Source organism: Bradyrhizobium frederickii (assembly GCF_004570865.1).
GTDB classification, from domain to species: domain Bacteria; phylum Pseudomonadota; class Alphaproteobacteria; order Rhizobiales; family Xanthobacteraceae; genus Bradyrhizobium; species Bradyrhizobium frederickii.
The window spans coordinates 249,118-268,158 of the sequence record NZ_SPQS01000008.1 but is presented as its reverse complement, the minus strand read 5'-3'; the positions used below and the strand labels follow the sequence as shown (position 1 = coordinate 268,158).

Here is a 19,041-nt window from a genome sequence, read left to right as displayed (position 1 = left end):
GCCAAATTCGGGAGGCTGAGCCAAGAGCTTAAGCAGGCCCGGCAGGTCCGCCGTCGGGCTTTAGTTATGCGCCGGTCCTGCTATACACCACCGCTTCCAATGCATAGGCCCTGCCAAGAATGACCGATTCCGTCGTCACCCGCTTCGCCCCCTCTCCGACCGGCTTCCTCCATATCGGGGGCGCCCGCACGGCGCTGTTCAATTGGCTCTATGCGAAGAAGCACGGCGGCAAGATGCTGCTGCGGATCGAGGACACCGACCGCGAGCGCTCCACCGAGGCCGCGATCGGCGCCATCCTCGACGGTCTCAAATGGCTCGAGCTCGGCTGGGACGGCGAGGTCATCTACCAGTTCGCCCGCGCCGCGCGTCACCGCGAGGTCGCCGAGCAGCTGCTCGCCGACGGCAAGGCCTATCGCTGTTACGCCAGTGCCGAGGAGCTCGCCGCCATGCGCGAGAAGGCGCGCGCCGAAGGGCGCACCCGCCTCTATGACGGCATGTGGCGCGACCGCGATCCCGCGACCGCCCCTGGCGACGTCAAGCCGACCATCCGCCTGCGCGCGCCGCAGACCGGCGAGACCGTGATCGAGGATCAGGTTCAGGGCCGTGTGGTCTGGCAGAACGAGAACCTCGACGACCTCGTCCTGCTGCGCGGCGATGGCAACCCGACCTACATGCTCGCCGTGGTGGTCGACGACCACGACATGGGCGTCACCCACGTGATCCGCGGCGACGACCATCTGATCAACGCCGCCCGCCAGAAGCAGATCTACGATGCGATGGGCTGGACGCTGCCGAGCATGTCCCACATTCCCCTGATCCACGGCCCGGACGGCTCGAAGCTGTCCAAGCGCCACGGCGCGCTCGGGGTCGATGCCTACCGCGCCATGGGATACCTGCCGGCGGCGCTGCGCAATTACCTCGTCCGGCTTGGCTGGAGCCATGGCGACCAGGAGATCTTCTCGACCGAGGAGATGATCGCGGCCTTCGACCTCGCCAGTGTCGGCCGCGCCGCCGCACGCTTCGATTTCGCCAAGCTGGAAAACCTCAACGGCCACTACATCCGCCACGCCGACGATCAATCACTCGTGAAGATGTTCGAGGACGTGCTCGACCACGTGCCGGGACGGGGCGAGCTCAAGGCCAAGTTGAACGACACCACGCGCGCGCAACTCGCCAAGGCGATGCCGGCCCTGAAGGAGCGCGCCAAGACATTGATCGAGCTGATCGACGGCGCCTATTTCCTCTTCGCCGACCGGCCGCTGGAGCTCGATCCGAAGGCGCAGGCCCTGCTCACACCGGAAAACCGCAGGCTGATCGGCCAGCTTCATTCCGCGCTGGAGAAAGTCGAGACGTGGAGCGGCGCCGCCACCGAAGCCGCGCTGCGCGCCTTTGCCGAGGAAAATAGTCTCAAGCTCGGCGCGGTCGCCCAGCCCCTGCGGGCGGCGCTGACCGGACGGACCACCTCGCCTGGTATATTTGAGGTTTTGGACGTCCTGGGACGCCAGGAAAGCCTTGGCCGGCTCAAGGATCAGGCTACGACGTAAGTCGACCATGCGTGCGGCGATCTTGCAGCGCACATAGCAATAATATACCCATCTGCCCCGTACCTTCTGGAACATCCGGCCTGCCCCCAGGATCTGCCTCGGGGCCTCCGGCTCCGGCCCGTTTCACCATACATCGGGGACCTCTGATGGACGCAAAACCAAGCCCAAAGACCGCTACGCTGACGGTCGGAAACAAGAATTACGATCTCCCGATCCACAGCGGCAGCGTCGGGCCTGACGTCATCGATATCGGCAAGCTTTACGGCCAGTCCGGCCTGTTCACCTACGATCCGGGCTTCACCTCCACCGCGAGCTGCCAGTCCAAGATCACCTATATCGACGGCGACGCGGGCGTGCTGGAATACCGCGGCTACCCGATCGAGCAGCTCGCCGAGAACGGCGACTTCCTCGAGACCTGCTATCTCCTGCTCTACGGGAACCTGCCGACCGCCGCGCAGAAGAAGGATTTCGACGACCGCGTGATCCATCACACGATGGTGCACGAGCAGATGGCCCGCTTCTTCCAGGGCTTCCGCCGCGATGCTCATCCGATGGCGATCATGGTCGCCGCAGTCGGGGCGCTCGCCGCGTTCTATCACGACAGCACCGACATCAACGATCCGAAGCAGCGCATGATCGCATCCATGCGCATGATTGCGAAGATCCCGACCCTGGCGGCGATGGCCTACAAGTACACGATCGGCCAGCCCTTCGTGTACCCGAAGAACTCGCTGAAGTTCGCCGAGAACTTCCTGCACATGTGCTTCGCCGTGCCGTGCGAGGAGTACAAGATCAACCCGGTGCTCGCCGACGCGCTGGACAAGATCTTCATCCTGCACGCCGACCACGAGCAGAACGCCTCGACCTCGACGGTACGCATCGCCGGCTCGTCGGGCGCCAATCCGTTCGCCTGCATCGCCGCCGGCATCGCCTGCCTCTGGGGCCCGGCGCATGGCGGCGCCAACGAAGCCGCGCTCGCGATGCTCGCCGAGATCGGCACCGTGGACAAGATTCCCGAATTCATCGCCAAGGTGAAGGACAAGAACTCCGAAGTCCGCCTGATGGGATTCGGTCACCGCGTCTACAAGAACTACGATCCGCGCGCCAAGCTCATGCAGAAGATGTGTCACGCCGTGCTCAAGGAGACCGGCCATGGCGACGATCCGATGCTGAAGGTGGCGATGGAGCTCGAGAAGATCGCGCTCAGCGACCAGTACTTCATCGACCGCAAGCTCTACCCGAACGTCGACTTCTATTCGGGCATCACGCTGAAGGCGATGGGCTTCCCGGTCTCGATGTTCACCGTGCTGTTCGCGGTCGCCCGCACCGTCGGCTGGATCAGCCAGTGGAGCGAGATGATCGAGGACCCGCAGCAGAAGATCGGTCGTCCCCGCCAGCTCTACACCGGCGTCACCAAGCGCGACTACGTCGCGATGAAGGATCGCAAGTAAGTCCTGAGCCAATACGGCTACCGAAACGGCGCCATCGCAAGATGGCGCCGTTTTTGTTTGTGCAGGTGCCGTAGGGTGGGCAACGCGACTTGTCCGCCGTAGCTCGAAGAGCGAAGGCGGAAGCGTGCCCACCATTGGTCCGCGACGGGTACGAAATCGTGGGCACGCTGCGCTTTGCCCACCCTACGAACGTGCCGCTCCCATCTTGCTGCCGCGCACAACAACAAGTCCATGTCCATGGCGGCAAGCGCCTTGACAGTCGAACTGCTCGGCGCGCATTCTTACACTAAGTAAGAATGACGACAGGGATGGAAATGCCGGAGCAGCCGAGAAGTCGGCGGCAGACGCGCGCTGCCATTTTGACCCATCTGCTTCAGTCGGGCGGCTCGTTCCGTCCGCCTCTGGCCAAGGCCGTGCGCCTGTCCGAAGCGAGCCTGTCGCGCATCCTGTTCGACCTGAAGGCCGAAGGCCTGATCGAGGAAGTGCGGCGCCCTGCTCCCTACGTCGGCGGCCCGACCGGCCTCGTGTCGCTCGATGGCTCGGTCGCCCTCGCAGCCTTCGAGCTGACCGCTCAGCATCTCAGCGTCGGCGTCGGCGGCCTGTCGGGCGAACTGCACTACACCGAGCGGGTGGAGCTGCCGAAGATGCCGACCGCCGAGACCGTCGGCCAGGCGTTTCGCGAAGCCATGACATTGCTGCGCGACTGGACGCGGCGGCGCCGGATCACCCTCTCCCAGATCGGCGTCTCCATTCCAGGCCTCGGCCGTCTCAGCATATCGGCCAACCCGATCATTCCCTGCGATGTCGGGCGCGTCGGCGGGATGTTCGACGAGATGTTTCCCGGCGTGCCGCTCGAGATCACCAATTCGGTGGTCGCCCACGCCACCTTTCACCGCTGCCGCACGGAGAATTATCCGTTCAGCGACACGCATCTGTTCGTGCTCGTCAGCCACGGCGTTGCCGGCGCCTGGATGGATGATCCGGCGAAGGCCGATGCGCTGCAAGCGATCGAGCTCGGCCACATGGTGTTCGAGCCTGAGGGCCCGCGCTGCCGCTGCGGACATCATGGCTGCGTCGAGGCCTATGCGTCGATTCCGGCCCTGGCCGAGCTTCTCGGCGTTGCCGAAGCCGAGCTGCTTCAGCTCGGTAACGAATGGGTGAACACGATTCCGATCTCATCGCGCGTGCGACAGGAGCTGCGCCGGCGGCTGTTCCGGCTCGGCCTTGCCATCGGCAACACGCTGAACGTGAAACCGTGCGGCGGCGTTGCGATCAGCGGCTGGCCGTCGCTTCTCGCCGCAGACGACCGCAATGCCGTGGTCGAAGGGATCGATGCCTGCCTGCTCGGCGGACGTAAACTGGCGCAGGTGTCGATCGCCTTCGTGCCGCCGTCGACCGGCAACGATCCGCAGGCCGCGCTCGCCTTCGCCGCCTTTTGTCTCGCCAGCCGTGGCGGCATGCCCGCCAGCTCGACGGAGGCGGCCTGACATGCGCTGAACCTGCACGCCCCACACGCGCCGAAACTTTCACACCGGGAGGAACTGCCATGCCGATCACCACAACAAGGCGTCGTCTGCTCGCTGGCTCCGTCGCTACGCTCGCACTACCGGCCTTTGCCCGCGCGCAAGGGGCGGTCAAGCCGCGCCTGACCGCGATCTCGCAATGGTCCGCGGGCAGCGATGGCGCGGCCATCACGGCGCTCGGCAAGAAGTTCGAGGAGAAGGGAGGCGTTTGGCAGCATTCGCCGGTCCCCGGCTTCACCACGGAAATGATGAACAAGTTGCGCGCTCAGATCATGGCCGGCGATCCGCCCGCCTGCTCGCAGCTCAAGGGGCCCGAGATTGCGGCCTGGTCGAAGATAGCCCCGACCGTCGATCTCGACGCCGTCGTCGCTGCCGCCGGTTACGAGAAGGTCGTCGCGCCGGACCTTGCGAAATTGCACAAGCCGGGCGGCAAATGGATCGCACTGCCGCTTCAGATCTACAGCACCAACATGCTGTTCCTGTCCAAGCGTGCCATGGACAAGGCCAAGGCCGACAAGGTCCCGGTCACCTGGGCGGACTTCAACGACCTTGCTGAAAAGATGAAAGCCGGCGGCGTCGCCTCTCCCATCGCCAACGGCGGGACCCGCCCGGATGACGGGCAGAAATTCGAGGCCGCTCTCGCCGGCATCAGTCCCCTCGCATACCGCGCCGCCATCATGAATCTCGAGAAGAAGGCTCTGGAGGGTCCCGAGATCAAGGCTGCGTTCGCGCAGGTGCGCAAGATCGCCGATTGGATGGACCCCAACGTCGGCGCCCAGCACTTCTCGACCAATCTGAAGCGCTTCATCGACGGCGACATGGGCATGATGATCATGGGCGGCTGGGCCCAGGGCGTGTTGCGCAATGCCGGTTTCAAGCTCGAGGACTTCATGATTGCGCCAGGTCCCAGCGACAACGGCAAGCCGGTCTTCCTGCTGAATGCCGACGCCTTCATCTTCTGGCAGCGCAAGGAGGCTGACCTGCAGGCCGGCCAGACGCTGATGGCCCAGCTCGTGATGGATCCGGCGATCCAGACGATGTATTCGCAGATCACGGGATCGATCCCCGTACGCACCGATGTCGACCTGTCCGGCGAAGGCTGGTCGGAGGGTCAACGAACGACCGCAAAGGCTCTGAAGGAGGCGATCGGCAGCAACCAGGCGGTGCTCAGCATGGCGCACAACATGGCGCAGGAAAACGGCATGACCGCAGCCATGATCGACGTGATCACGGAATACGTGAAGAACAAGACGATCAAGCCGGAGCAGGCGGCCACCCGCCTCGCCGAGGCCGTCGAGGGCGCACGTTGAGCAATGCCGCCGCGATAAGACCGGGCCGGCCGGCGCTTCCTGAATGGGTGCGCCGGCTGCCCGAATATCTGATGATCTGGGTGCCGCTGCTGCTGTCCGCAGCGCACCTCGTGTCATTCTCGCTGTGGACGATCTGGATCTCGTTTACGCCGTCCACGCTGGTGCCAGTCTCGGGCTGGGTGGGCTTGCGCAACTACACGGCCGTCCTGGCATCGCGGAACTGGCAAATCGCCTTCGACAATCTGCTGCTGTTCGGCAGCGCATTCGTCGTGTTGAGCGCGGCGACCGGCCTCGTTCTTGCGATCCTGCTCGATCAGCGTATTCGCGGCGAGAACGTGCTGCGATCGATCTTCCTCTATCCCCTCGCAGTGTCGTTCGTGGTCACCGGCACGGTCTGGAGCTGGCTGCTCAATCCTGGCCTCGGCATTCAGAAGCTGGTCCACGATCTTGGCTGGACCTCCTTCAAGTTCGACTGGCTGATCGACCGCGACATGGCGATCTGGACCATCGTCATCGCTGCGATCTGGCAGTCCTCGGGCTTTGCCATGGCTCTGTTTCTTGCCGGCCTGCGCTCCGTCGATGCCGACATCATCAAGGCCGCGCAGATCGACGGCGCCGGACCGGTCCGGATCTACCGGCGCATCATTCTGCCCTCGCTTTGGCCGATCACCATCACCGTCGTCGTGATCCAGCTGCAGTTCGCGATTTCGACGTTCGACCTCGTCCGCGCCCTGACCAATGGTGGGCCGGGAATTGCGACCCAGCTGCCCGCTCTCGTCGTTTACGACCTGATGTTCCAGCGCAGCCTGCTCGGTCGCGGCGCGGCGGCGGCCGTGCTGATGCTGCTCATCCTTCTCGCGGTGCTCGTGCCCTATGCGGCGTGGCGGTACGTCCAGCGACGGCGAGCCCTCCATGCGTGATCGCAGCTTCGCCCCGAGCCGGATCTGGATCTATCTCGTCGTTGCACTGATCGCCGCGGCCTGGCTGGCGCCGCTGGCGGTCGTCGTTCTGAACTCGCTGCGGACCAACGAGGAGATCGCGCAGGGGTCGATGATCGGCTGGCCGCAACATCTGGCCTGGAGCAACTACGCCGCCGCCTGGAGCGGCTTCTGCGTGGCCGAGACCTGCGCCGGCATCCGGCCGTATATGCTGAACTCCGCGCTGGTGACGATTCCCGCGACGATCTTCTCGACCTTGCTCGGCGCCATCGCCGGCTACGCAGTGTCGCTCTGGCGCTTTCGCGGCGACAACTGGATCTACGGCATCGTGACCCTCGGCCTTTTCCTGCCCCAGCAGATGCGCCTTCTTCCCTGGACCATCGTGCTGCGGGACCTCGGTCTGATCAACACGCTGGCCGGCCTCGTGCTGATCCACACCATCCAGGGGCTCTCTTTCACCACGCTGTTCTGCCGCAACTACTATGTCGCCATTCCCCATGAATTGATCAGGGCGGCGCGGATCGACGGCGCCGGTTTCTTCCGCATCTTCTGGCGCATCATCCTGCCGCTCTCCGGGCCGATCCTGATCGTCACGGTGATCTGGCAGTTCACGCATATCTGGAACGAGTTCCTCTATGGCGTGACCTTCACGACCGGCCAGCAGCAGCCCGTCACGGCGGCTCTGATCGCGCTCTCCGCCGCGGTCGCCGATATCCCGCAGCATGGCGTGCAGAGCGCGGCGGTGATCATCGCCGCGCTGCCGACGCTGTTGATCTACCTTCTGGGCGGCAAGTACTTCGTCCGCGGCCTGACTGCCGGGGCCGTGAAATGATGGAGTTGTCATGGCAGCACTGAGCATTCGCGCCCTGTCCAAGCGCTACGCCAATCTGGAGGTGCTGAAGGACATCGCGCTCGATATCGAGAGCGGCGAATTCACCGTGCTGGTCGGACCGTCCGGCTGCGGCAAGTCCACGCTGCTCAACATCGTCGCCGGGCTCGACCGCCCGAGCGCGGGGACGATCGAGATCGGCGGACGCGTCGTCAACGACGTCCCGCCCAAGGACCGCGACATCGCCATGGTGTTCCAGTCCTACGCGCTCTACCCGTCGATGACGGTGCGGCAGAACATCACCTTCGGCATGGAATGCCGTCACGTGCCCAGGGCCGAGCAGGACGCCGCGGTCGCGAATGTCGCAAAGCTGCTTCAGATCGAGACGCTGCTCGGCCGCAAGCCGTCGCAACTCTCCGGCGGCCAGCGTCAGCGCGTCGCGATGGGGCGTGCGCTGGTCCGGGATCCCCTGCTCTTCCTGTTCGACGAGCCGCTCTCCAATCTCGACGCAAAGCTGCGCGTCGAGATGCGGATGGAGATCAAGCGCCTGCACCAGCGCATCGGCGCCACCATCGTCTATGTCACCCACGACCAGATCGAGGCCATGACGATGGCGACGCGGATCGCCGTGATGCATCAGGGCTGCGTGCAGCAATTCGCCGACCCCGATACGGTGTACCGCTATCCCGCCAATCTGTTCGTCGCGCGCTTCATGGGCTCGCCTCCGATGAACACGCTGCCGGCACGGCTCGAGAGCGAAAATGACGGGCTGGTGGTCGTGATCGGCGCGGGCCGGCCGGACGAGATCCGCCTGCGCCTGAGAGGCTATGACGGCGCAGCGTCCTTTGTCGGACGCGACGTGGTGTTCGGCATCAGGCCGGAATGCATCGCCGAGGGCAGCCGCGCGTTTTCGAACGATGCGCCCGTCCTCGTCGACGCGCCGGTGGACATGGTCGAGCCGACCGGCGCCGAGACGATGGTGTCGCTGCGGCTCGGGGGCGAGCCGGCGATGGCGCGCATCTCGCCCGATATCCGGCCTGTGCCCGGCGCGTCCGCCTCTTTCGCGCTCGACACGCGCCGCATTTGCCTGTTCGACCCCAAGACGGAGCGACTGATCGTATGACCAAGACGAGCTATGCCGGTCTCGCGGACCGCGTGGTGCTGATCACCGGCGGCGCCAGCGGCATCGGCGCCGCCTTCGTGCGCGCCTTCGCCGCTCAGCGCGCCCGCGTCGCGTTCCTCGATATCGATGCGGCAGCCGGCGCGGCGCTGGCCGCCGAGGTCGCGGCCGCATGCGGCACCGCGCCGCTGTTCCTGCCCTGCGATCTCCTGGACGTCGACGCCTTGCGCGCCGCCATGGCGGAGGTTCGGCGATCGCTCGGCGACGCAGCGGTGCTCGTCAACAACGCCGCCAACGACCAGCGCCAGGTGCTGGCCGAGGTGACGCCCGCCGAGTTCGACTGGATGATCGGCGTCAACTTCAAGCACGTCTTCTTTGCCGCGCAAGCGGTGGTGCCGCAAATGCAGGAACGCGGCGGCGGCTCGATCATCAACATGTCGTCGATCGCCTGGATGCGCGGTGCGCCTGCGCTCCCGGTCTATGCCGGGGCCAAGGCCGCGATCGTCGGCTTCACCAACTCGCTGGCCCGGTCGGTCGGCCCCGACCGCATCCGCGTCAACGCGATCGCGCCCGGCATGGTCGTCACCGAGCGGCAGCGCCGGCTGTGGTATCCGGACGAGCAGGTCATCGCCGCGATGCGCTCGCGCCAGGCCGTTCCGGATGCGGTCACGCCCGAAGACATCGCCAACATGGCGCTGTTCCTCGCCTCCGATGAAAGCCAGCGCATCACCGGCCAATGTTTTCGGGTCGATGCCGGCCTTGCGTAATCTTGTAGGGTGGGCAAAGGCACAAAGTGCCGTGCCCACCATCTCTCTGCAACCGAGCAAGTGTCGTAGGGTGGGCAAAGCGAAGCGTGCCCACCGTCTCTCTCCTCGACTGAGACATTTGGTGGGCATGCTTCGCTTTGCCCACCTACAAGATCTGCCAGGATCAAACTCGTGTGACCTCGTCGCGAAGCGACCTCACCCGACGACGATACTCGTCCGAGGTTGCGCTGAGTGACAGCCCTCTCCGACGCAACAGCACGGTCGAAAAAAGTAACGAAAAAAACAAAGCAAGTAGACCTGTATAGAGAATGTCCCCAGCGCCTTTCCCCATTAGGTACCCAGCTAGACTGACGCCAAGCAGAACTTGCAGAGCAGTGGTTAGAATATACGGCAAGCGATTCACGGCGCCTTCGGCGCCTTTCCCCATCAAGAACCCAGCTAGACTGACACCAAGCAGAACTTGCAGAGCAGTGGTTAGAATGTACGGCAAGCGATTCATTGAGCGACCTGATTTCTGTGGTTGCTCAACAAACATGGCACAACCTTGAGCCAAGTGTCCATCCGCGAGCTTGCGACGCTGGTCCTCAGTTCGCAGTCCGCAATGGGTCATAAGCCGCCAATTGCGCCAAAGCCAAGTGACTTCCGCTGGGCCGCTGCAAGCCGACGCTTATGAGGAAACACCCGAGCCCGTTCCCCTGCCCTTGCGTATCGTCGCCAGCACGATATCAGCTGCGAGCACGCTCGGTGACTTGTTGCCGGTCGACATGATCCGGTCGAGCTGGGCAAAGGCCTCGACCTGCTGCCGCCGCAGCGGGGAATCCGTCAGCACGTCGTGAAGCGCGGGCGCCAGCTTCTCCGGCGTGCACTCCTCCTGCAAATATTCCGGAATCACTTCCCTGCCGATCACGAGATTGGCAAGGATCACCGAGGGGACGCGGATCGCGCGGCGCAGGATGAAGGCCTCGATCGCGCCGACACGATAGGCCGTCACCATCGGAATGCCCGATAGCGCGAGCTCCAGCGTCACCGTGCCGGACTTGGCCAGCGCCGCATGCGCGATGCGGAACGCGGCGCGCTTCTCGTTCTCGCCGAACACGATGTTCGGCTTGACCGGCCAGCTCGCGATGCCCTCGCGGATGGTGGCTTCCAGATGCGGCATGGTCGGCAGCATCAGCTCGAAGGCGCGGCCTTCCGCCTGCAAGCGGCCGATCGTTGCGCCGAACACGCCGAGATGGTGCCTGACCTCGCTGCGGCGGCTGCCGGGCAGCACCAGCAGCACCGGCGGCTCAGTGTTGCGGCGGGCCTGCTCCTCCGCGTTCGGCCGCAGCGAGGACAATTGCTCGACCAGGGGATGGCCGACATAGCTGCATGGCGGGCCGCCGAGCTTGCGGTATTCCTCCGGCTCGAACGGCAACAGGCCGAGCACATGGTCGACATAGCCGAGCATGGTCCGCGCCCGTCCCGGCCGCCACGCCCAGAGCTGCGGCGAGACGTAGTCGACGATCGGAATCGCGGAATTCTTCGCGCGCACGCGGCGGGCGACGCGATGGGTGAAATCGGGGCTGTCGATGATGACGAGCGCGTCCGGCGCGGCTTCAAGCACGGCATCCGCGGTGTTGCGGATCAACCGCAGGATCTTCGGCAATTGCTGCACCACCGCGGCGAAGCCGACGATCGACAGCTCCTCGATCGGAAACAGCGATTCGAGCCCCTCGCGCGCCATGGTGCGGCCGCCGACGCCGACGAATTCGACGCCGTCGCGGAGGCGCTGGCGCAGCACCTTCATCAAGGCGCTGCCGAGCCGGTCGCCGGATTCCTCGGTGGCGATCAGGCAGATCCTGCGTTTGGGTTCGCGCGACTGCATCACGCCGGCAGGCCGATGACGAAGAGATATTTGGCGTCGGCCAGCGCGATCATCGCCTGCGGCTCGGCCGCGATGGTATTGCCCGCGATGACGGCGATGCCGGCGAGCCCTGCGACGGCCACACCTTCGAGCGTGCGCGGGCCGATCGTCGGCAGGTCGAAGCGCAGGTCCTGGCCGCTCTTCGGCGCCTTCACCAGCACGCCGCGGCCGGCGGCCGCGCGAATGCGTCCCTCCTCGCGCAGCCGCGCCACGCGCGCGAGCAGCGCGTCGGTGCCCTCGATGTCCTCGACCGCCACCACATGGCCGTCGATCACCACCGCCGCCTGGCCGATGTCGAACGGACCGAGCGCGGCCAGCACCGCACGGCCCCGCTCGATGTCGGCCTTGCTGTTGTCGTTCGGCCAGGCACGGCTGATGCAGCCCTCGGGCATCAGGAGATCGGGGGCGACGTCCTTGATGCCGACCATGCGAAAGCCGTCCTGCTCGAGGAGGCGGCCGACGCCGGACAGGAGATGATCGTCGCCGCCGCGAAAAGCGCGGATGACGTTCCCGAGCAGGCGCAGCGTCTTGACGTCGAACCGGATCTCCGTGAGCGAGGGGCGCACCAGGGTGCCGATGAAGATCAGGTCGCGGCAACCTTCCTCGCGAAACAGCCGCATCGCACGGCCGAGCTGGCCGACCGATATCCAGCGGTGACGGAATTTCTCCACCCGCGCCGGATCGCAGGCGCCCCGAAGCGGAAACAGCACCGGCGTGATGCCGCGGGCGGCCAGCGAGTCGGCGACCGCGAACGGCATGGCGCCACCGCCGGCGACGATGCCGACCGGCGATGAACCCTGCGAAGCCGCCGATGTCATGCCCGGGGCCATCCCAAGGTCACTTCGCGATGGCGGGAAGGCACAGCGGGCGTTTGCCCTTGCCGATGAAGTCGAGGATCTCGGCGATCGCCGGATCCTCGCCCGCGAGCGGCCTGGATGCTTCCAACCGCTCGGCGAAGGTACCGGGGCCGTGGAAGAGTTTCTGGTAAAACCCCCGCACCGTCGCCAGCCGCTGCTTGGTGAACTTGCGCCGCTTCATGCCGATCAGGTTGAGGCCTTCCAGCACCGCATATTGGCCGTTGACGAGGCCAAACGGGATGATGTCGTCGCGCACGCCACAGACGCCGCCGACCATCACCTGGGGCCCGATGCGGGTGAACTGATGCACGGCGGACAGGCCGCCGATGAAGACGAAGTCGCCGATCTCGCAATGACCGCCGAGCGTGGCGGAGGTTGCGAAGATCACATCATTGCCGACATGGCAGTCATGGCCGACGTGGCTGCAATTCATGAAGTAGCCGCGATCGCCGACGCTGGTGACGCCGCCGCCGGCGACGGTACCGGCATTCATCGTCACGGATTCCCGGATGGTGCAGCCCGATCCGATTTTGAGCTTCGTCAGCTCGCCCCGGTAGCTGAGCGACTGCGGTGGCGTGCCGAGCGAGGCAAAGGGATAGATGGTGCAATCGTCGCCGATGGTCGTCTGCGCCGTGACATGCACGTGCCCGATCAGCTTGCAGTTCGCGCCGATCACGACATTCGGGCCGATGATGCAATAGGGCCCGATCTCGGTGCCCTCGCCGATCACGGCGCCGTCCGCGACCCGTGCGGTGGGATCAATCTTGCTCATCAAGCAATCTTACTCGTCAGGAAGCTCTGATTATGTGTTGAAGTCATTCAGTTTTCCGGTGGTTAGCGCGTCTATGCCCGATCTGTCCAGTGACGTATCATCTCGGCCTGTTTCAAGTATCGGATGAGGCGGCCGTCCCGGTCCGCCCCAAAGTTCATGCGGAGCTTCAACACTCGTGGTCAGGACCTTGGCACTTCTGCTCGCACAGCTCGCGGCCGCGCCGATCGTGTCCGAGACGGTCGAAACCGGTGATCGCCGACCGGTCGACCTCGCTTCATTCGAATGCCGCGACATCAATCGCAGCACCGTGCTTCAGCGCGTCTGTTACGACCCCGCGCGGCACGATCTCGTCGTCGCGACTGGCGGCTTCTATGCGCGTTATTGCGGCGTCGCCGCCGAGACGGTCGACCGCCTTCTGGGCGCGCCGTCCATGGGCCAATTCTTCAATCGGCATATCCGCCGCGAGGCCGCCGGCGGCCGCTACGATTGCAGCGCGTAAGCCTCGGCCGGAAACGCTCAGTCCGTCAGCATGGCGCCGACATCGGCTTCCGCAACCACCTGGCCGTTGACCTTGGCGTCGCCGTGAAACCACCACATGGCCTTGCGGCGGCCGAGCGAGCGCATGTGATACTCGATGGTGTCGCCGGGCAGCACCGGCTTGCGGAACTTGCACTTGTCGATGGTGAGAAAATAGACCGCGCGCGGCTTCTCGGTGCCTTCGACCGACTTGATGCCGATCACGCCTGCCGTCTGCGCCATCGCCTCGATCATCATGACGCCGGGATAGACCGGGCGTTCCGGGAAATGCCCCTGGAAGGCCGGCTCGTTGAAGGTGACGTTCTTGATGCCGATGCCGCTGTAATCGGCGCGGATGTTGATCACGCGATCGATCAGCAGCATCGGAAAGCGGTGCGGCAGGGTCTGGAGGATGGCATTGATATCCACCAGCTCGAACTTCACAGGTGATTCCGCCGTCATTCCCGTCCCTCGTCCTTCGCATCGGCCTTGCTGTCGCGCACCAGGCGCTCCACCGCGATGATCTCCTTGAACCATTGCTTGGTCGGCTTGGCAAAGAGGCCACCCCAGCGTCCGCCCGGCGGGATGTCGTCCTTGACGCCGCTCATCGCGGTGACCTGGGCTCCATCGCCGATCTTGAGGTGGTTGTTGATGCCAACCTTTGCTCCGAGTGCCACGTTGTCGCCGATGGTCAGGCTGCCGGCGAGGCCGATCTGGGCCGCCAGCAGGCAGTGCCGGCCAATGGTCACATTGTGGCCGATCTGGACCTGATTGTCGATTTTGGTCCCCTCGCCGATCACCGTGTCACGCAAGCTGCCACGGTCGATCGTGGTCCCCGCGCCGACCTCGACATCGTTCTGGATCAGGACCCGGCCGGTCTGCGGCACCTTCAGATGGCCCTCGGGGCCGAAGAAGATGAAGCCGTAGCCGTCCTGGCCGATCGAGCAGCCGGGATGGATCAGCACGTTGTTGCCGATCAGGGCGCACTGGATCGCGGTTCGGGCGCCGACGTTGCAGTCCCGGCCGATCTTGACCCCGGGACCGATCACCGCCCCGACGCCGACCACCGTGCCGCTGCCGATCTCCACATCCGGGCCGATCACCGCCAGGGGGTCGACGATCACGCCGTCCTCGAGCCGGGCCGAGGGATCGATGATCGCCGACGGTGCGATACCGTCATTACCGACCCAGGATTGCGGTCTCAGCGCGTCCCCATGCCATTCCCGCGCGATCCTGACGAAGGCCCGGAACGGCTGCGCCACCCGCAGCACCGCCACATGGGCGGGCACCTGGGCCTCGAAGCGCGGGCTGACCAGGCAAGCGCCGGCCTTGGTCGCCTTGAGGTCGTCGGCATATTTGAGGTTGTCGAAGAACGCCAGATGCATCGGGCCGGCTTCGTCGAGCGAAGCAAGGCCCGTGATGACGTGGCCGCCCCTGCCGGGATCGACCAGCTCGGCCTTGGCCAGCGTGGCAATGTCAGCCAGCGCTGAGGCAGGCGGCTTTGTGAAGAAGATCGGTTGCGCCATTCCACCCCGTCGCGGTCCGGCTTCGGCATGAAGCGGTCAGGCCGCATCATGCCCCATCTGTTGGAATGGCACGATCCCCTTCGGAAACCGGCTCCATTGATCCGGATCGTGCCGTGCTGATCGAACTAGAACGTGGTGCCGCCGCCGAACCGGAATTCCTGCGTACGGTCGTACTTGCCCTTGCTGAGCGGCACGGCGTAGTCGAAGCGCAGCGGACCGAACGGCGACTGCCAGATCAGGCCGACACCAACCGACGAGCGGATGACCTTGCTGTCGTCATAGACGAGGCCGGTACATGTTCCCGTCGTTGACGGATTGAAGGTCGACGGGATGCAGCCCGGCACATTGACTTCGTTGGTCGTGGTCCAGCCCGTCGGTCCCTTATAGTCGTAGAGGCCGCCGGCATCGGCATAGACCGCACCCTTCAGACCCACTTCCTTCGGCAGGAACCAGAACGGCATCTGCAGTTCGAGCGAAGCGCCCCAATACTTGGTGCCGCCGAGCGCGTCTCGCGAACCGAAGGGGTTCAAGTCACGCGGGCCAATGCCGTTGGGAGCAAAGCCGCGGACCAGGTTCGGACCCATCTGGAAATGGTCGAGCATCCGCAGGTCGTCGTTCATCTTGGTCAGAATGCCGCCCTGGAGGCGGACGAGACCAACGATGTCGGACACCAGCGGGGCATAGTACTTTCCGTCCGCCACGGTCTTCAGATAGGACACGTCGCCGCCGACGCCGGCGAAATCCTGCCGGAAGTCGATGAGCAGACCGTCGGACGGGTTCTTGTTGTTGTCCAGCGTGTTGTAGGTGAGCGTGTAGCCCAGCGCCGAGGTCAGCGTCTTGCCGTTGGCAAGCTCCCTGCGCACCGGTAGCGAGGCCTCGCCATCGCTGTAGCAACCGAGGCCGCCGCTCGAGCTCAGGTCGATGCCGTTGGCGGCCGCGTAAGCCGGGCTCGGATTGAACGCCGCGCTGCCCGGATTGTTGTTACAGTTCGCCAAGTAGCCCGGCAGCGTGATTTCCTGCTGGTAGATCGAATAGCGCAGCTGCAGCGACAGATCTTCACGCAACGAGAAGCCGAGGCGCGGCGAGAAACCGAGCGTCTTGGTGCCGTAGGAGATGTAGTTGTTGGCGAGTTGCTGGCGCTGATAGAGGTCGAGGCCGAGCGCGACGCGGTAGTCGAGCAGATAGGGTTCGACGAACGACAGCGAGTAGCCGCGTGCATATTGGCCATAGGTCACCGACGCCTTGGCGAACAGGCCGCGGCCGAGCAGATTGCGCTCGGAAATCGAGACTTCGGCCAAAGCGCCATCGGTGGTGGAGTAACCGCCCGAGACCGAGAAGTCGCCGGTCGATTTCTCTTCCATGTCGACGATCAGGATCACGCGATCGCTCGACGAGCCCGGCTCGGTCGTGATCTTCACGCTCTTGAAGTAATCGAGGTTCTTCAGGCGCCGCTCGGCACGATCGACCAGGGCGCGGTTGTAGGCGTCGCCCTCCGAGATGTCGAACTCGCGACGGATGACGTAGTCGCGCGTGCGCGTATTGCCGCGCAGGTTGATGCGCTCGATATAGGTGCGCGGGCCCTCGTCGATGTTGAAAACGACGGAGACGGTGTGCGCCTCGAAGTTGCGGTCGCCGCCCGGGCGGACCACGGCGAAGGCGTAGCCGCGGCGCGAGGCCTCGATCTGCATCTCCTCGACCGATTTTTCGACCGACTCGACGTTGTAGAGCGAGCCGGCATGGACGCGCGAATAACCGCGCATCGACGATGGATCGAAGTTCGGGATGCTGGAGCGGAAGTCGACCGCGCCGACGCGATATTGAGCGCCTTCCTCGATCTTGAAGGTGACGTTGAAGCCCTTCTTCTCCGGATCGTATTCGGTGAGCGCGGCCACCACCTGGACGTCGGCGTAACCGTTCTTGAGATAGAACCGGCGAATCAGGTCGCGGTCGGCTTCGACGCGGTCGGGATCGTAGACGTCACCGCTGCCCAGGAAGCTCAGCAGGTTCGTTTCGCGCGTCTTGATGACGTCCCTGAGGCGGTAGGACGAGAACGCGCTGTTGCCGACGAACTCGATCGACTTGACGCCGGTCTTGACGCCCTCCTCGATCGTGAAGACGAGATCGACGCGGTTGTTCGGCTGCTCGATGACCTCGGGCGTGACGCGCACGTCGTAGCGGCCGGACCGGCGATAGATTTCGGCGATTCGCAGCGTGTCGGACTGCACCATGGCGCGGGAGAAGGTGCCGCGCGCCTTGGACTGGACTTCAAGGGTGAGCTGCTCGTCCTTGATCTTCTTGTTGCCCTCGAAGGCGATCCGGCCGATCACCGGGTTTTCGACCACCGAAACGACGATCTGGCCGCCGGGACCGCGGTTGATCCTGACGTCCTGGAACAGGCCGGTCTCGATCAACGCCTTGAGGCCGTCGTCGATGGCGCCTTGATCCAGGCGGCCGCCCGGACCCGGCTTGAAATAGGAGCGGATCGTCTCCACCTCGACGCGGCGATTTCCCTGGACGGAAATCGACTGAACGGTCTGAGCGAGCGCAGACGAAGACACAAAAACAGCCCCGACCGGGGCAACCACCGGCGCGCCGAACATGATCAGGGTTGCGAGCAAGCCCCCCCGGAGTCGCAGTCCAAACTTCATCGCGCAACGCGCCCTTATCATTCCGTGCCAGACCCAACCCCAACGCCGGTCCGGAGATTCCCCAAGTCGAGGCCACTTGTAGCCAATTTCGCCGACGCCGCAAACGGCCGAAAGCGTCGTGATTTCAATTTCATTCCAAGACGTTGCTCAACAGCAACGCCACAAAAAAGCCTCCATCAAGATGCCGCCATCCGCAGGATGTCGTTGTAGGTCGCAAACACCATCAGCATCAGCACCAAGCCGAGCCCGATTCGGAACCCCATCTCCTGAGTCCGCTCGGACAGCGGCCGGCCGCGGACCACTTCCGCCGCATAGAACATAAGGTGGCCGCCATCGAGCAGCGGGATCGGGAACAGGTTCAGCAGGCCGATCGACACCGACAGCACCGCGCACAGGTTGATCACGAATTGGAACCCGGCGCTGGCCGCCTGCCCCGACATCTTCGCGATTCCCAGGACGCCGCTGACCTCGTTGGGATTGCCATGCCCGACGAACAGCGAGCCAAGGAACTTGAAGGTGCTGGTGATGATGAACCAGACCTGCTCGACCCCGATCTTGAGCGCCTCGCCGATGCCCACCGGCGCGGTGGAGGCCTCGCCGGCCTGTGCCTTGTGCTCGATGCCGAGCACGCCGAGACGGTGGCTGTTGCCGAACGGATCCTTACGCTCGAGCAGCGCCGGGGTTGCCGTCAGCGAGACGATGGTACCGTCCCGCTTCACCTGGAAGGCAAGCGCCGAACCCGCATTCATCGCAACGATTCGCTGCATGTCGGCAAAGCTCTCGATCGGCTTACCGTCGATCTGGACGACCACGTCCCCAACCTTGAAGCCGGCCGCAGCCGCCGCGCCATCGGCGACGACGCCGTCGACGCGCGCGATCGTGCTCGGCTTGCCGTAATACAGGGCCATGCCGGCGAAGATCAGCGCACCCAGGATGAAATTGGCGATCGGACCGGCCGCGACGATGGCGGCACGCGGACCGACCTTCTTGTGGTGAAAGCTGCCGGCGCGCTCCTCGGCCGTCATGGCCGCAAGGGTCTGCGCGGACGGGGTCGAGGCCTCGCTCTCGTCGCCGAAGAACTTGACGTAGCCGCCGAGCGGGATGGCCGAAATCTTCCAGCGAGTGCCACGGCGGTCGTTGAAGCCGATCAGCTCAGGTCCGAAGCCGAGCGAAAAGGTCAGCACCCGCACGCCTGCCCAGCGCGCGACCAGAAAATGGCCGAGCTCGTGGAAGAACACGACGATCGTCAGGACGAACAGGAAGGGAACCGCGTAGCCGAGGAGCCCATGGCTCAACGTATTGAAACTATGGGTAAAAAAATCGATCATCGAGTTCCC

16 protein-coding genes are annotated in these 19,041 nt (G+C 64.7%); 9 read left to right on the top strand and 7 right to left on the bottom strand.

Going from position 1 to position 19,041, the window contains the following annotated elements:
• Positions 1-119 precede the first annotated feature (119 nt).
• The 8 genes from gltX to E4K64_RS16400 all read left to right on the top strand — a co-directional run bounded on the left by gltX (position 120) and on the right by E4K64_RS16400 (position 9,482).
• On the top strand, positions 120-1,544 hold the full coding sequence (gltX, locus tag E4K64_RS16435) for a glutamate--tRNA ligase (protein WP_135164434.1): 1,425 nt from the start codon (positions 120-122) through the stop codon (positions 1,542-1,544).
• 146 nt (positions 1,545-1,690) lie between these two features.
• Entirely contained in the window at positions 1,691-2,995 is a 1,305-nt protein-coding gene (gene gltA, locus E4K64_RS16430) for a citrate synthase (protein WP_126257390.1), read from the top strand.
• 308 nt (positions 2,996-3,303) lie between these two features.
• Positions 3,304-4,482, top strand: coding sequence for an ROK family transcriptional regulator (locus E4K64_RS16425; RefSeq protein ID WP_209311965.1), 1,179 nt, complete (start codon positions 3,304-3,306; stop codon positions 4,480-4,482).
• Between the two features lie 59 nt (positions 4,483-4,541).
• Positions 4,542-5,828, top strand: a complete 1,287-nt coding sequence (locus tag E4K64_RS16420; protein WP_135164432.1) for an ABC transporter substrate-binding protein — start codon at positions 4,542-4,544, stop codon at positions 5,826-5,828.
• Positions 5,825-6,748, top strand: a complete 924-nt coding sequence (locus tag E4K64_RS16415) for a carbohydrate ABC transporter permease (protein ID WP_167772046.1) — start codon at positions 5,825-5,827, stop codon at positions 6,746-6,748. The genes E4K64_RS16420 and E4K64_RS16415 overlap by 4 nt, the downstream gene beginning before the upstream one ends.
• Positions 6,741-7,598, top strand: coding sequence for a carbohydrate ABC transporter permease (locus E4K64_RS16410; RefSeq protein ID WP_167767710.1), 858 nt, complete (start codon positions 6,741-6,743; stop codon positions 7,596-7,598). Before E4K64_RS16415 ends, E4K64_RS16410 begins: the two co-directional genes overlap by 8 nt.
• A 10-nt stretch (positions 7,599-7,608) precedes the next feature.
• Entirely contained in the window at positions 7,609-8,718 is a 1,110-nt protein-coding gene (locus E4K64_RS16405) for an ABC transporter ATP-binding protein (protein WP_135164430.1), read from the top strand.
• A complete protein-coding gene (locus E4K64_RS16400) occupies positions 8,715-9,482 on the top strand; it encodes an SDR family NAD(P)-dependent oxidoreductase (RefSeq protein ID WP_135164429.1) in 768 nt (255 codons plus the stop codon). Before E4K64_RS16405 ends, E4K64_RS16400 begins: the two co-directional genes overlap by 4 nt.
• A gap of 667 nt (positions 9,483-10,149) precedes the next feature.
• On the opposite strand, the gene lpxB is transcribed toward E4K64_RS16400, so the two are convergent.
• Genes lpxB through lpxA form a run of 3 tightly spaced genes read right to left on the bottom strand, consistent with a single transcriptional unit; the run spans position 10,150 to position 13,014 of the window.
• Positions 10,150-11,349, bottom strand: coding sequence for a lipid-A-disaccharide synthase (lpxB, locus tag E4K64_RS16395; protein ID WP_135164428.1), 1,200 nt, complete (start codon positions 11,347-11,349; stop codon positions 10,150-10,152).
• Positions 11,346-12,203: an LpxI family protein gene (locus E4K64_RS16390; RefSeq protein WP_167772044.1), complete on the bottom strand. Its 858-nt coding sequence runs from the start codon at positions 12,201-12,203 to the stop codon at positions 11,346-11,348. The genes lpxB and E4K64_RS16390 overlap by 4 nt, the downstream gene beginning before the upstream one ends.
• Before the next feature lie 19 nt (positions 12,204-12,222).
• Entirely contained in the window at positions 12,223-13,014 is a 792-nt protein-coding gene (lpxA, locus tag E4K64_RS16385) for an acyl-ACP--UDP-N-acetylglucosamine O-acyltransferase (RefSeq protein WP_135164426.1), read from the bottom strand.
• Between the two features lie 175 nt (positions 13,015-13,189).
• Between lpxA and E4K64_RS16380 the strand changes: the two genes are divergently transcribed.
• Entirely contained in the window at positions 13,190-13,513 is a 324-nt protein-coding gene (locus E4K64_RS16380) for a KTSC domain-containing protein (protein WP_135164425.1), read from the top strand.
• A 17-nt stretch (positions 13,514-13,530) separates the two neighbouring features.
• Here E4K64_RS16380 and fabZ read toward each other — a convergent pair whose 3' ends face one another.
• The 4 genes from fabZ to rseP form a co-directional block, all read right to left on the bottom strand.
• Positions 13,531-13,992, bottom strand: a complete 462-nt coding sequence (gene fabZ / locus E4K64_RS16375; protein WP_024341283.1) for a 3-hydroxyacyl-ACP dehydratase FabZ — start codon at positions 13,990-13,992, stop codon at positions 13,531-13,533.
• Complete coding sequence (lpxD, locus tag E4K64_RS16370) at positions 13,989-15,056, bottom strand: UDP-3-O-(3-hydroxymyristoyl)glucosamine N-acyltransferase (RefSeq protein WP_135164424.1); 1,068 nt, start codon at positions 15,054-15,056, stop codon at positions 13,989-13,991. Before lpxD ends, fabZ begins: the two co-directional genes overlap by 4 nt.
• Before the next feature lie 125 nt (positions 15,057-15,181).
• A complete protein-coding gene (bamA, locus tag E4K64_RS16365; protein WP_135164423.1) occupies positions 15,182-17,704 on the bottom strand; it encodes an outer membrane protein assembly factor BamA in 2,523 nt (840 codons plus the stop codon).
• Between the two features lie 176 nt (positions 17,705-17,880).
• Complete coding sequence (rseP, locus tag E4K64_RS16360; protein WP_135164422.1) at positions 17,881-19,032, bottom strand: RIP metalloprotease RseP; 1,152 nt, start codon at positions 19,030-19,032, stop codon at positions 17,881-17,883.
• Positions 19,033-19,041: the final 9 nt, after the last annotated feature.

Coding starts and splice junctions, on each gene's coding strand:
- gltX (WP_135164434.1), top strand. CDS start 120: ATGACCGATTCCGTCGTCACCCGCTTCGCCCCCTCTCCGACCGGCTTC.
- gltA (WP_126257390.1), top strand. CDS start 1,691: ATGGACGCAAAACCAAGCCCAAAGACCGCTACGCTGACGGTCGGAAAC.
- E4K64_RS16425 (WP_209311965.1), top strand. CDS start 3,304: ATGGAAATGCCGGAGCAGCCGAGAAGTCGGCGGCAGACGCGCGCTGCC.
- E4K64_RS16420 (WP_135164432.1), top strand. CDS start 4,542: ATGCCGATCACCACAACAAGGCGTCGTCTGCTCGCTGGCTCCGTCGCT.
- E4K64_RS16410 (WP_167767710.1), top strand. CDS start 6,741: ATGCGTGATCGCAGCTTCGCCCCGAGCCGGATCTGGATCTATCTCGTC.
- E4K64_RS16405 (WP_135164430.1), top strand. CDS start 7,609: ATGGCAGCACTGAGCATTCGCGCCCTGTCCAAGCGCTACGCCAATCTG.
- E4K64_RS16400 (WP_135164429.1), top strand. CDS start 8,715: ATGACCAAGACGAGCTATGCCGGTCTCGCGGACCGCGTGGTGCTGATC.
- E4K64_RS16390 (WP_167772044.1), bottom strand. CDS start 12,203: ATGACATCGGCGGCTTCGCAGGGTTCATCGCCGGTCGGCATCGTCGCC.
- lpxA (WP_135164426.1), bottom strand. CDS start 13,014: ATGAGCAAGATTGATCCCACCGCACGGGTCGCGGACGGCGCCGTGATC.
- fabZ (WP_024341283.1), bottom strand. CDS start 13,992: ATGACGGCGGAATCACCTGTGAAGTTCGAGCTGGTGGATATCAATGCC.
- lpxD (WP_135164424.1), bottom strand. CDS start 15,056: ATGGCGCAACCGATCTTCTTCACAAAGCCGCCTGCCTCAGCGCTGGCT.
- bamA (WP_135164423.1), bottom strand. CDS start 17,704: ATGAAGTTTGGACTGCGACTCCGGGGGGGCTTGCTCGCAACCCTGATC.
- rseP (WP_135164422.1), bottom strand. CDS start 19,032: ATGATCGATTTTTTTACCCATAGTTTCAATACGTTGAGCCATGGGCTC.